The 13,345-nt window shown below is 67.1% G+C and carries 10 protein-coding genes; 8 read left to right on the top strand and 2 right to left on the bottom strand.

Annotation, left to right across the window (positions count from 1 at the left end; all coding sequences use genetic code 11):
• Nucleotides 1–26: 26 nt before the first annotated feature.
• From glpD to P24_RS01950, 3 genes are read left to right on the top strand one after another with little or no spacing between them, the layout of a single operon-like run.
• A complete protein-coding gene (gene glpD / locus P24_RS01960) occupies nt 27–1,523 on the top strand; it encodes a glycerol-3-phosphate dehydrogenase (RefSeq protein WP_008943011.1) in 1,497 nt (498 codons plus the stop codon).
• 38 nt (nt 1,524–1,561) lie between these two features.
• Complete coding sequence (glpK, locus tag P24_RS01955; protein ID WP_008943010.1) at nt 1,562–3,061, top strand: glycerol kinase GlpK; 1,500 nt, start codon at nt 1,562–1,564, stop codon at nt 3,059–3,061.
• 4 nt (nt 3,062–3,065) lie between these two features.
• The gene (locus P24_RS01950) at nt 3,066–4,508 is read left to right on the top strand and encodes a multicopper oxidase family protein (RefSeq protein ID WP_008943009.1); all 1,443 of its coding nucleotides are present in this window, start codon (nt 3,066–3,068) and stop codon (nt 4,506–4,508) included.
• A gap of 220 nt (nt 4,509–4,728) precedes the next feature.
• Here the strand turns inward: P24_RS01950 and P24_RS01945 are convergent, their stop codons facing one another.
• Nucleotides 4,729–5,406: a GntR family transcriptional regulator gene (locus P24_RS01945; RefSeq protein ID WP_008943008.1), complete on the bottom strand. Its 678-nt coding sequence runs from the start codon at nt 5,404–5,406 to the stop codon at nt 4,729–4,731.
• Between the two features lie 139 nt (nt 5,407–5,545).
• Here P24_RS01945 and P24_RS01940 point away from each other — a divergent pair, with 139 nt between their 5' ends.
• Genes P24_RS01940 through P24_RS01930 form a run of 3 tightly spaced genes read left to right on the top strand, consistent with a single transcriptional unit; the run spans nt 5,546 to nt 9,538 of the window.
• Nucleotides 5,546–7,279 carry an IlvD/Edd family dehydratase gene (locus tag P24_RS01940; RefSeq protein WP_008943007.1) on the top strand — a complete coding sequence of 578 codons (1,734 nt, stop codon included), beginning with the start codon at nt 5,546–5,548 and terminating at the stop codon, nt 7,277–7,279.
• A gap of 7 nt (nt 7,280–7,286) precedes the next feature.
• Complete coding sequence (locus P24_RS01935; protein ID WP_008943006.1) at nt 7,287–8,564, top strand: MFS transporter; 1,278 nt, start codon at nt 7,287–7,289, stop codon at nt 8,562–8,564.
• Complete coding sequence (locus tag P24_RS01930; RefSeq protein ID WP_008943005.1) at nt 8,564–9,538, top strand: NADPH:quinone reductase; 975 nt, start codon at nt 8,564–8,566, stop codon at nt 9,536–9,538. Before P24_RS01935 ends, P24_RS01930 begins: the two co-directional genes overlap by 1 nt.
• Before the next feature lie 22 nt (nt 9,539–9,560).
• On the opposite strand, the gene P24_RS01925 is transcribed toward P24_RS01930, so the two are convergent.
• On the bottom strand, nt 9,561–10,811 hold the full coding sequence (locus P24_RS01925; RefSeq protein ID WP_121221588.1) for a hypothetical protein: 1,251 nt from the start codon (nt 10,809–10,811) through the stop codon (nt 9,561–9,563).
• A gap of 468 nt (nt 10,812–11,279) precedes the next feature.
• On the opposite strand from P24_RS01925, the gene P24_RS01920 reads away from it, so the two are divergent.
• On the top strand, nt 11,280–11,825 hold the full coding sequence (locus tag P24_RS01920; protein WP_192813218.1) for a polysaccharide biosynthesis/export family protein: 546 nt from the start codon (nt 11,280–11,282) through the stop codon (nt 11,823–11,825).
• 40 nt (nt 11,826–11,865) lie between these two features.
• Nucleotides 11,866–13,345, top strand: a 1,480-nt coding sequence (locus P24_RS01915) for a GumC family protein (RefSeq protein ID WP_008943002.1), incomplete at its 3' end; no start/stop codon positions are given.

Here is a 13,345-nt window from a genome sequence, read left to right as displayed (position 1 = left end):
AACGCGCGCAGATGCTATCACCTTCCATGAGCAAGATTTTCGACATCGCCATCGTTGGCGGCGGCGTGAACGGATGCGGCATTGCCCGCGATGCCGCCGGCCGGGGCCTCTCCGTCTTCCTGTGCGAGCAGCAGGACCTTGCCGGCGCCACCTCCTCGGCCAGCACCAAGCTGATCCATGGCGGGTTGCGCTATCTGGAATATTACGAGTTCCGGCTGGTGCGCGAGGCGCTGATCGAGCGTGAGGTGCTGCTGGGCATGGCCCCGCACATCGCCTGGCCGCTGCGCTTCGTGCTGCCGCATCACAAGGGGCTGCGCCCGGCCTGGCTGATCCGGCTGGGGTTGTTCCTCTACGATCATCTGGGCGGCCGCAAGATATTGCCGGGCACGCGGACGCTCGATCTAAGCCGCGATGCCGCTGGCGCGCCGCTGGCCGGCGATTTCGTGAAGGCCTTCGAATATTCCGATTGCTGGGTCGAGGATTCCCGCCTCGTCGTGCTGAACGCGATGGATGCGGCGGCGCGCGGCACGGAAATCCGTACCCGCACCCGCTGCACAGGGGCGCGCCGCATCGATGGCGTGTGGGAGGTGACGGTGGAGGATGCCGCCGGCAGCCGCGAGACGGTCCGCGCGAAATCGCTGGTGAATGCCGCCGGTCCCTGGGTGTCGCGCTTCCTGACCGAAGGTGTGGGCCAGAACGCCGCGGCGCGCATCCGCATGGTGAAGGGCAGCCACATCGTGGTGCCGCGCCTGTTCGACCATGACAAGGCCTACATCTTCCAGAACAGCGACGGGCGCATCGTCTTCGCCATCCCCTATGAGCGCGACTTCACGCTGATCGGCACCACCGACCAGGATTTCCGGGACGACCCGGCGCATGTCGCGATCTCGGAGGAGGAGACCCGCTATCTGTGCGATGCGGTCAGCGGCTATCTGAAACAGCCGGTCACGCCGGACATGGTGGTGTGGACCTATGCCGGGGTGCGGCCGCTCTATGACGATGGCGCGTCGAAGGCGCAGGCCGCCACGCGCGACTATGTGCTGAAGCTGGACGCGCCGGAGGGGGCCGCGCCGCTGCTGAACATCTTCGGCGGCAAGATCACCACCTATCGCAAGCTGGCGGAATCCGCACTGGCGCTGCTGAAGCCGCATCTGCCGGGCATGGGCAAGCCCTGGACCGAGGGGGCGACGCTGCCCGGCGGTGATTTCCCGGTTCTGGGCTTTGCCGATCAGGTCGCGGCGCTGCGCGCGGCCCACCCCTATCTGGCGGAAGCCCACGCAAGGCGTCTGGTCCGCGCCTATGGCACCAAGGCGGCGGAGCTGCTGGAGGGTGTCACCGACACGGCTGGGCTTGGCCAGCATTTCGGTGCCGATCTCTATGAGCGCGAAGTTGCCTATCTGATGGACCGTGAATGGGCGGTGAGTGCCGCCGATGTGCTGTGGCGGCGCTCCAAGCTCGGTCTCAGGCTTACGAAAGAACAGGCCGAGGCACTGGACGGCTGGATGCGGAACCGTCCAAGCTGAGGCTGTCAGACCAAGAAAAGAAAATAGGGAGGACCATCATGCCGTCCTGCATCCTGGCCATCGACCAGGGAACCACCTCCAGCCGCGCCATCCTGTTCGGCAAGGATTACGAGGTGCGCGGCACCGCCCAGCGCGAGTTCACGCAGCATTTCCCGCGTTCCGGCTGGGTCGAGCACGATGCCGAGGAAATCTGGGACAGCGTGGTCGCAACCTGCCGCGAGGCGATGGAGAAGGCCGGCGTTTCGGCCGCCGACATTGCCGGCATCGGCATTACCAACCAGCGCGAGACGGTGGTGATCTGGGACCGCCGCACCGGCAAGCCGATCCACAAGGCCATCGTCTGGCAGGACCGGCGCACCGCCGATTTCTGCGCCGCGCTGAAGCAGAAGGGCCATGAGGCGGAGGTAACGGCGAAGACCGGCCTGCTGCTCGACCCCTATTTCTCGGCCAGCAAGATCGCCTGGACGCTGGACCATGTGGACGGTGCCCGCGCCGCCGCCGAGGCCGGCGACCTCGCCTTCGGCACCATCGACAGTTTCCTGATCTGGCGGCTGACGCAGGGCCGCGCGCATGTGACCGACGCCACCAACGCCGCGCGCACCCTGCTGTTCGACATCCATCGCGGGCAGTGGGACGAGGAGATGCTGGCGCTTTTCCAGGTGCCGGCATCGCTGCTGCCGGCGGTGAAGGACAGCGCCGCCGATTTCGGCGATACCGCGCCGGAGATTCTGGGCGGCTCCATCCGCATCCTTGGCGTGGCCGGCGACCAGCAGGCGGCAACGGTCGGCCAGGCCTGCTTCCAGCCGGGCATGCTGAAATCGACCTATGGCACCGGCTGTTTCGCGGTGATGAACACCGGCAGCCAGTCGGTGATCTCGCGCAACCGGCTGCTCACCACCATCGCCTATCAGCTGGACGGCAAGCGGACCTACGCGCTGGAAGGCTCGATCTTCGTCGCCGGGGCCGCCGTGCAATGGCTGCGCGATGGGCTGGGCGTGATCGAAAAGGCGTCGGAGACGGCGGCTCTGGCCGATGCCGCCGACGACAATCAGGATGTCTATCTGGTGCCGGCCTTCACCGGCCTTGGCGCGCCCTACTGGAACGCCAATGCGCGCGGCGCGCTGTTCGGCCTGACGCGCGGCACGACGCCAAGGGAGCTGGCGCGCGCGGCGCTGGAATCCGTGTGCTACCAGACCCGGGACCTCGTGCAGGCAATGCAGGGCGACTGGGGCAAAGCGAGCGGCGACACGGTGCTGCGCGTCGATGGCGGCATGGTCGCCAGCGACTGGACCATGCAGTTCCTGGCCGACATCTTGAATGCGCCGGTGGACAGACCAGTTGTCTTGGAGACGACGGCGCTGGGCGCCGCCTATCTGGCCGGGCTGAAGGCCGGGTTCTATCCGGAGCCGGCGAAGTTCGCCGAGCGCTGGAAGCTTGACCGCCGCTTCGAGCCCGACATGGAGGAGGCCACCCGCGCCCGCAAATTCGCGGGCTGGAAACGCGCCGTCAAAGCCACGCTGCTTGCTGCCGAGGAGTAGGGTCATGCACCGCCTGCCGCCGCTTTCCCGCCGTGATGTGCTGATCGCCGGAGGGGCTCTTGGAGCGGCGGCGGCGTTTCTGCCCCGGCCCTCTCTGGCGGCGACCCCTGCGGCCGATGGCGTCCGGCGCTTCGCGCTGAAGCCGATGCCGGCGACCGTCCCGCTGGTGGGCAACGGCCATCCCGACACGTCGGTCTGGGGCTATAATGGCAGCGTCCCCGGCCCGGAAATCCGCGCGCTGCAGGGCGAGACCATCGAGATCGCGGTCGAGAACGGGCTGGAGCAGGCGACCACCGTGCACTGGCATGGCATTCGCCTGCCCAACGCTATGGACGGCGTGCCGCATGTGACGCAGGACCCGATCGCGCCGGGCGGGCGCTTCACCTACCGCTTCGCCCTGCCCGACGCCGGCACCTACTGGTATCACCCGCATCTCGGCAGCTCCGAACAGCTCGGGCGCGGCCTGTCCGGCGCGCTGATCGTGGAGGAGCGCGAACCGGTCCGGGTGGACCGAGAGATGGTGTGGCTGCTGGATGACTGGCGGCTGGGCCGCGACGCGCAGATCGTCGGCGGCTTCGGCGACATGCATGACCGCACCCATGACGGGCGCATCGGCAACACCGTCACGCTGAATGGAAGGCTGACCGAGCAGCTGCCGGTGCGGGCGGGCGAGCGTCTGCGGCTGCGGCTCGTCAATGTCGCCAATGCGCGGCTGTTCGCGCTGGAGTTCCAGGGGCACCAGCCGCAGGTGGTGGCGCTGGACGGTCATCCGGTCACGCCGCACGCGCCGAAGGACGGGCAGATCGTGCTGGGGCCGGGGATGCGCGCCGACATCATCCTCGATATGCAGGGCAGGCCGGGCGAGCAGTTCCAGGTGGTGGACCGGTTCTACCGGCAAATGCACTACCGTTTCGTCGATCTCGCCTATTCCGACGAGGCGCCGCTGCGCGACAGCCCGCTCAATGCGTCGATCCGGCTGCCGGCCAATACCGTCCCGGCGCCCGATCTGGCCAATGCGGTCATCCACCGCGTGCATTTCGGCGGCGGCATGATGAGCCAGATGGCCAGCGCCCGCATGGACGGGCGTACCGTAGGCCTGCGCGAGATGTTCCAGCACGGCCTTGCCTGGACGGTGAATGGCGAGGCGGTCAGCGGCCATCTGCACGATCCGCTGTTCCGCCTGAAGCAGGGGCAGAGCTGCCGCATGGTGCTGGAGAACGACACCGCCTGGTTCCACCCGATCCACCTGCACGGTCACGCCTTTCGGGTGATCGCCCGCAATGGCCAGCCGGTCGCGGACGACGCCTTCCTCGACACCGTGCTGCTGGCTCCGCGCGAGACGGCGGAGATCGCCTTCCTGGCCGATAATCCGGGGATGTGGATGCTGCACTGCCATGTGCTGGAGCATCAGGAAGGCGGTATGATGGGCCTGTTCGAGGTGGGTTAGGGGCGCTCTCTGGACGGCGTGATACTCAATCTTCGGGTTTTCTCAGACTGTCATTCCCGGGCCATCCTCTGGCTTAACCAGAGGGGCCGGGAATCCAGGCTTCAGCCTGCTCAGTACACGATCCAGTGAGCCGAGGCCTGGACCCCCGCAACAAGTGCGGGGGTGACGGTTTGGAGGTTTGTCTGGGCTCCAGCGACTTTCCCTGAGCTCGGAAGGCGCCCTACTCGATCAGGCCGAAGCGGCGGCGGTAGGCATCGATATAGGCCTCCTTCGAGGGCATCAGGTGACGCCGGCAGATTTCCATCAGGCGCTGCCGGTCACCCTCGCGGATGGCTTTCAGGATATCGCGGTGGTCGTCGCGGGCATAGGCGATGGTCTCCGGCTGCACCACCGAATAGAAGCGGATGGCGTGGGTCTTCTGCGCGAATTCGTCGATGACGCCGGCGAGATAGGGATTGCCGCAGCCGGCATAGAGCACGCGGTGGAACTGCACGTTCAGGCGGAAGATGCGCGGCAGGTCCTGCGCCGCCACCGCCGCGTCATGCTCGTCCTGCAGCGCTTCCAGCTCGGCGAGGCGGGCCGGGTCCATCGGCAGCGGCAGCATCTCGGCGCAGCTTGTTTCCAGCAGCGCGCGCACGGCATAGAGCTGCTCCACTTCCTCGGGCGTATAGGCCTTCACCATGGCGCCGCGGTTGCGGAAGCGTTCGATCAGCCCGCGCCGCTCCAGATCGGCCAGCGCCTCGCGCACGATATGGCGCTTCACGCCGAAGCGTTCGGCCAGCGCTTCCTCGACCAGCCGCTCGCGCGGATGCAGCCGGCCGAAGACGATATCCTCCTCGATCCGCTGCACGATGCGGTCCTGCGGGGTCTCCCCGTCGAGTGCCAGTGCTTCGCTCATGCTTCCGTCCGCCTGGTGAAAACCGCCTGCGGTTTGCAGCCTCAAGCTAACCATAGGCAAGCCATGCGTAGAACAGGATTGTTGACAATTTCAAGGACGGTCTATTGTCAGGCACGTGAAGAAAACGGGGAGGACAAGGATGAGCAGCGAAAAGCGCGGCATGTCGCGGGGACTGACCAGCTACGGCGATGACGGGTTCTCGCTGTTCCTGCGCAAGGCCTTCATCAAGGCGATGGGCTATACGGATGATGCACTGGGCCGGCCGATCATCGGCATCGTGAACACCTTCAGCGGCTACAATGCCTGCCACCGCAACGTGCCCGACCTGGTGGAGGCGGTGAAGCGCGGCGCCATGCTGCAGGGCGCGCTGCCCATCGAATTCCCCACCATCTCGCTGCATGAGAGCTTCGCGCATCCGACCAGCATGTATCTGCGCAACCTCATGGCGATCGACACGGAGGAGATGATCCGCGCCCAGCCGATGGATGCGGTGGTGCTGATCGGCGGCTGCGACAAGACCGTGCCGGCGCAGCTGATGGGCGCGGCCTCCGCCAATGTCCCGGCGATCCAGCTGGTCACCGGCGCCATGCTGACCGGCAGCCATCGTGGCGAGCGGGTGGGTGCCTGCACAGACTGCCGCCGCTTCTGGGGCCGCTACCGCGCCGAGGAGATCGACGATCAGGAAATTGCCGAGGTGAACGACCAACTGGTGCCGACTGCCGGTACCTGCTCGGTCATGGGCACGGCCAGCACCATGGCGCTGGTGACCGAGGCGCTGGGCATGATGCTGCCGGGCGGCGCTTGTCCGCCCGCCGTCTCCGCCGCGCGCCAGCGCCATGCCGAGGAAACCGGCGCTGCCGCTGTGCGTATCGCTGCCGACCGGCTGACCCCAGACAAGATCATGACGCCGAAGGCGTTCGAGAATGCGCTGCGCGTTCTGCTGGCTATCGGCGGTTCGACCAACGGCCTGGTCCATCTGACGGCGATGGCCGGGCGCATGGGCATCGAGGTCGATCTGGAGGCGGTGGACCGGCTGGGGGCCGATACGCCGGTGCTGGTCGATCTGAAGCCGTCGGGCAGCTACTACATGGAAGACCTGCACAAGGCCGGCGGGCTGGTGATGATCCTGCGCGAACTGAAGCATCTGCTGAATCTCGACTGCCTGACCGTTTCCGGCCGCACCCTGGGCGAGGAGATTGAGGCCGCGCCCAAGCCCTGGCCGCAGAATGTGGTGCGCACCGCCAAGGATCCGATTTATGCCGAGGGCGGCATCGCTGTGCTGCGCGGCAATCTGTGTCCCGGCGGGGCGATCATCAAGCAGTCCGCCGCCAATCCGAAGCTGATGCAGCATGAGGGCCGCGCCGTCGTTTTCGCCGATGCCGCGGACCTTGCCGCGCGCATCGATTCCGACGATCTGGAGGTGACGGCGGATGATATTCTGGTGTTGCAGAATATTGGCCCCAAGGGCCATCCCGGCATGCCGGAGGCCGGCTATCTGCCGATCCCGCGCAAGCTGGCGCGCCAGGGTGTGAAGGATATCGTGCGGATTTCCGACGGCCGCATGAGCGGCACGGCGGCGGGCACCATCGTGCTGCATGTGACGCCGGAATCCGCCGATGGCGGGCCGCTGGCGCTGGTCCGCACCGGCGACCGCATCCGCCTCGACGTTGCCGGCCGGCGGCTCGACATGCTGGTGGACGAGGCGGAGATCGAACGCCGCCGCGCCTCCTTGCCGCCGCGCCCGCTGCGGCCGGAGGATGACCGCGGCTACCGCAAGCTGCTGATGGATACGGTCACGCAGGCCGACAAGGGCGTCGATTTCGACTTCCTGGTCCCGCCGGTCAAGGCGAAGACCCCGCTGGCGAAGGGCTGAGCCATTCATGGACGAGGCAGGAGAGAGGCGGCCGGAAGGCTGGCGCGCCACCGTCATCCGCATCTTTCTCTGCCTCGGCCTGGCGGCGATTCTCAGCCAGTTCTTCCGCTCGGCCACCGGCGTCATCGCGCCGGAGCTGATGCGCGACCTGGCGCTGTCGGCCAGCGAGATGGGCATGCTGACGGCGGCCTTCTTCCTGACTTTCGCGCTGACCCAGATCCCGACCGGCATCCTGCTCGACCGTTATGGCTCGCGCCTCACCATCGCCGGCACCATGCTGTTCGCGGTGGCGGGCTCCATCGTGTTTTTCCTGGCGGAGACCTACTGGCATGTGGTGCTGGCCCGGGTGCTGATCGGCATTGGCTGCGCCGGCGTGATGATGGGCGGGTTCGTGGTGCTGGCGCGCTGGTTCGATGCGCGCTCCTTCACCATGACGATGGGCTGGATGATTGCCCTGTCCAATGCCGGCAACCTGCTGGCCACCACGCCGATGGCGCTGGCGACCGAATGGCTGGGCTGGCGCGGCACCTTCCTGGTCATGGGGCTGGTGACGCTGGCCGTGGTTCTGGCCGTGCTGGCCGGGGTACGCGATGCGCCGCCCGGCCATCAGTTCCTCGCCCGCAAGCGCGAGAGCGGCGCGGATATCTGGGCCGGGCTGAAGGCGGTGTTCCGCAACCCGCAGCTGCCCTACATCCTGGCGCCCGGCTTCGTTACCTATGCCTGCACCATCACCGTGCTGGGGCTGTGGGCGGCCCCCTTCCTGCACGATGTGCACGGGCTGGAAGGGGTGGAGCGGGGCAATATCCTGCTGGGGATGAGCCTCGCCATCATTGCCGGCACGCTGATCTACAGCCCGCTGGACCGCCGCATCCAGAGCCGCCGCAAGCTGGTGCTGGCGGGTGGCGGCGGCAGCATGGCCTGCCTTGCCGGCCTTGCGATGTTCGCCGAGTCCAGCCTGTGGCTGGTGGCCGCGCTGTTGATCGGCTTCACCCTGTTCAATACCTATAACGTCATCGTCGTCGCCCATGGCCGCACGCTGTTCCCCGACCATCTGGTGGGGCGCGGCATCACCACGGTGAACATTGCGGTGCAGACCGGTGCCGCCGCCCTGCAGATGGCCAGCGGCGTGCTGATCGGCTTCGTGGCGGCGTCCGTGCCGGGGGCGGCCGATCTGCCCTACCGGTTCCTGTTCGCGGCGCTGGCAGTGGTGACGCTGCTGGCGCTGGCCTATTACGCACGGGCGGAGGACCGGGTTCCTCAGCCTCTATCGCAAGGGAGAAACTGATGCGCGCGGTCTGGTACGAGGCAAAAGGTACGCCCGAGGTTCTGACAATCGGCGAGATGCCCGATCCGATCCCCGCCGCCGGCGAGGTCAGGGTGCGGCTCGCCGTCTCCGGGGTGAATCCGACCGACAGCAAGCGCCGCTCGAACGGGCGGGAGCTGGACCGGTTCGCGCGGATCATCCCGCATCAGGACGGGGCGGGCGCCATCGACAAGGTGGGCGAGGGCGTCGATCCGTCCCGCATCGGCCAGCGGGTCTGGGTGTTCGCCGCGCAGGCCAAGCGCCCCTTCGGAACGGCGGCGCATTTCACCTGCGTGCCGGCGGACTATGCCATCGCGTTGCCGGACGGGATCGGCTTCGATGACGGTGCCTGTCTTGGCGTGCCGGCGGTCACCGCACATCGCAGCCTGTTCGCCGATGGCGATATCAGCGGCAAGACCGTGCTGGTGACCGGGGCGACCGGCCGGGTCGGGCGCTATGCCGTGCAGCTGGCGAAGTGGGCGGGTGCACGGGTCATCGCCACCGCCTCCACGCCGGAGAAGCGCGCCGAGGCTGAGGCGCTGGGCGCCGATGTCGCGATCCCGCACGGCAAGGAGTTGCTGGAGGCGGCGAAGCAGGCCGCGCCCAAGGGTGTCGATCATGTGGTGGAGGTGGCGTTCGGCACGAATATCGAGGCGGTCACGGTACTAATGCGCCCGAACGGCACCATCGCAACCTATGCCTCCGACTCGATGCCAGCCCCGGTGCTGCCCTTCCACCTGCTAATGTACAAGAACACCAACATCCGCATGGTCGCGATCTTCGACATGCCCGAGGCTGCAAAGCGCCAGGCCTTCGCCGACATCACGCGCTGCCTGACGGAAGGCGGGCTGAAGCACCGGATCGACCGGCGCTTCCCGCTGGAGCAGGTGCCGGCCGCGCATGCCGCGCTGGAAGCCGGCGAAATTCAGGGTTCGCTGCTGATCGATATCGCCTAGAAAGCGCGGCGATGGGACGGTGTCAGATACGCCGCCCCTCGGCCAGCATCTTGTCGACGTGGCGGCCCTGGAACATGGTCAGGCCGAGCGACTGGCCGAAGCGCACCGCCTCGTCATTGTCGCAGCGGCACAGGATGATGCGGGCGCGGCCGCAGCGATCCACATGCTGTTTCAGCTCGGCCAGGCGGTTGCCCGAATTGTCTTCCGCCATGTCCGGCGTCCAGATCACCTTCAGCAGGTCGAGGCCCAGCCGTTCACGGTCGATGAACTGGATGGTCAGGTGGTTCAGCCCGTCCAGGCAGATGCGGTAGCCGCGCTCGCGCAGGAAGTCGCGGGCGAAGACATAGGCGCCCATGTCGCCGAAGATGTCGATCTTCTGGAATTCCACGACAACGGTGCCGCGCGCCACGGCTTTCAGGCTGGAATCGAAGTTCAGGAACTGCGGCGACAGCACCGTCGAGACATTCATGTTGATCGAGAAGGAGCTGGCGATCGAACTGTCGTCATTGCGCATCAGCAGCGACAGCATGCGGCTGTCCAGCGTCTGGGTCAGATGCTGGAACAGCCACGGATTGGCCCCGATATCGTACTCCGGCAGCATCGTGTTCTGCAGGTCGGGGATGGAGATATACAGCTCCTGAAACACCGGCTGCGGCGGCATGCCCGGCGTGATCGCGCAGATCGACTGGCGGCGCATCAGGTTCGACATGTCGGCGCGCGCCAGGAACTGCTCCAGCTTGCCCAGCTGCTCCGGCTCGATCGGCCGGCGGCCGCTGCGCTTGGCGCCCGCCTTGGGGTCGGCGGTCGCGTTCATGCGGGCCTGGCGTTCGCGCTCCCGGTGCATCTTCTTGGCGACTTCCAGCACGTCGTCGTACTGGCTCTCCATGTTGTACCAGGTGCAGAATTTGTGAATGTCCTCTTCCTCGTCGCCCTGGGCGAGCGGGTCTTCGCTGAACAGGAACCGCACCTTCATGACGGCGGTGTCGATGTCCTGCAGCGTGGCGCCCTTGCAGATGAAGAAGATGTCGGAATTGGACAGGATGAAGGTCTGGCCTTCGTAATTCTGGACGATGCCCTCGAAGGTCGCGGCGGCGATACGGATATGGTGGTCGCGCCGGTTGTTGGGGCGCAGCCGCGACAGGTGCAGATGCACGGCCGTGCGGTCTTCCAGATTGTTCCGGCTGAGGCGCTGCAGATAGTCCAGCAGCATATATTCCTGGCTGGGACCGCGGGCGGTTTGCCCGCCCTGTGCTGCTTGCGTCAATATTGCCATCTACCGCTCCCCAACTTGCGGATCATTGTGCCGTCAGACGCTGTTGCGCCCTTGTGGTTTGCTTGCCGTCGAAACCCTCGCGAGACGGCGTGTTCGCGTGGCCGTGGGACACCGGGTTCCTTGCGCGACCTGTCGCGGCGGAACTTCTACAGGTATCCAGGTCTTTTATCAAAGTTCGGTCATTAAATCAGTGTTTCTCTCGCAAGCCGTTGCGATCAGAGGCAAGATAATTACATATAATTTTAATTATATCCAGACAAAACATGATCCTATATGGCGCTAGTGCGGCCATTACTCCCGGTATTTCAGGCGGATAGAGGTACCGCTCTCGCGATTTCGCATCTAACCTCCATCTTGACCGCCCGAATGCGATATGATGCCGTGATTCCGGGCATTGGTTGGGGTGGGCGTCCGATGAAACGCAATATGTTTGAAGGTGCAGCGGCCGTCCTGCGGGCGTGGGCGGTTGTGCCCCTGCTTGCGGTCGCCCTGGTTGGCTGCGCCGTGACACCGGAAAGCACCCCGGAACCGACACCGGACGAGGCGGTCAGCCTCGCCGATTATGCGCTGGCGCCGGGCGACAGGGTGCGGGTGACGGTCTGGGGTCAGCCCGACCTGACGACCGAGGCGGAGCTGGACGCCGGGGGGCAGATCGCCATGCCGCTGCTGGGCGCGGTACAGGCTGGCGGGCGCACGGCGGGGGCTTTGCGCGACGCCATCGCCGAACGGCTGGACGCGCGCTATCTGGTCAACCCCAAGGTGGCGGTCGAGGTCGCGCGCTACCGGCCCGTCTTCGTGCTGGGCGGTGTCGAAAGGCCAGGCAGCTACAATTATCAGCCGGCACTCGATGTGCGCCGCGCAGTGGCCCTGGCGGGTGGCTACAGCGCGGATACAGCAGTTCCGGCGGTCACGATCCTGCGCGGGGAGACCGAGGGACGGCGGGAGATCGCCGGGCACCCGGATATGGTGGTGCTGCCGGGTGATGTGATCGAAATCGGCCGGTCCCGGCGATAGTCATGGGACAGTCAATCATGAGACAGGGGGGAGAGCGGGCATGACGGAACTGACCCCCTACCGGGCGGGGCATGGCCCTGTGTCCGGTATGCAGGATGGACCGGCCTGGGCGAGGCCTGCGCAAGGCGGGCTCGGCGCGGCCATTGGCCGGCGCAAGGGGTTGCTCATCGGCGTGACCCTTGTCGTCTTCGCGCTGGGCGCCGGCCTGATCCTGGCCCAGCCGCCGCGCTATCGCGCCGAGGCGGTACTGGTGCTGGAGCCACGCGAGGGTAATCAGTTCGCCGCCGGGACGGTGGACCGCACCGCGCTGCTGACCGAAGCGGGGTTGCTGCGATCCCGCGATCTCGCCAGCCAGGCGGTGCAAGAGCTGGGACTGGCCGGCAATCCCGACACTCTGGCGGCGGACGGCAATCCACTGCTGTACTGGACGGGTCTGACCATGGACGCCGCCCGGCGCGCCTTGGCAGATCTGATGAGCGAACCGATGCTGGCCAGCCCCACCTCCGATCCGCTGGAGCGCGGGACCGACGCCTATCTCGACCGGCTGAGCGTCACGCCCGCCGATGGTGCCCGCCTGCTGACGGTGGGCTTCACCGCTGCCGATCCGGCGCTGGCGGCGCGGGCGGCCAACCTGACGGCGCAGCTCTATCTCGAAGGCAGGACGACCCGCCGCGACAGCGCCGCCGAACGCGCCGGGCGCTGGCTCAGCCAGAAGCTGGACAGCCTGCGCGCCGACGTGCTGGAAAGCGCGCGCCGGCTTGAGGAATATCGCCGCCGCTCCGGCGTGGTGGAGGTCGGCGGCAATTCCCTGCAGCGCGACCAGCTGTCCCAGGTCAGCACCCAGCTTGTCGCTGCCGTGGCACAGCGCACCGAGGCCGAGGCGCGCGCGCAGCAGGTGCGCCGCCTGCTGGACCGGCCCGGCGCCATCGACAGTGCGAGCATCGTGCTGAATACCGAGCTGGTGCGCGAACTGCGCCTGCAGGAAGCCGCCATCCAGCGCCGCATGGCCGAGCTGCGCACCCAGTACCGCGAGGAACATCCGCGCCTCATCGAGGCGCAGGCGGAGCTGGAGGAGCTGCGCGGCACCATCGCGCAGGAAGTGCGCAAGCTGGTTGCCAGCCTGGAGAATGAGGCCGAGGTGGCGCGGGTGCGCGAACGCGCCTTGCAGCTTGAGGTCGAGCGTCTGACCGCGCTGGTCGAAGGCCAAAATGAGGCGGAGGCGGCGATCCGTGCCCTAGAGGAGGAGCTGCGCACCCGCACCCAGCTCTATGAGGCGGTGCTGACCCGCGCCAATGAGAGCGAGCTGGCGCAGCGCGCCCAGCAAGGCTTCGATGCGCGGCTTGTGTCGGCGGCTGCCGTGCCGCGCCAGGCAGCGCAGGCGGCCGGTTGGGGCAGCTGGTTGCTGGCGGCGGCGGTGGCCCTGCTTTCGGGCCTGCTGGCCGCCGGGCTTGCCGGCCGGCGCCGGACGCGCTTTGCCGATGCGGCGGACCTCGAAGCGGAGACCGGCCTGCCGGTGCTGG

Source organism: Oceanibaculum indicum P24 (assembly GCF_000299935.1).
Taxonomy (GTDB): domain Bacteria; phylum Pseudomonadota; class Alphaproteobacteria; order Oceanibaculales; family Oceanibaculaceae; genus Oceanibaculum; species Oceanibaculum indicum.
Note: the sequence above shows the minus strand (reverse complement) of the source record. Positions and strands in the feature narration are given on the sequence as shown.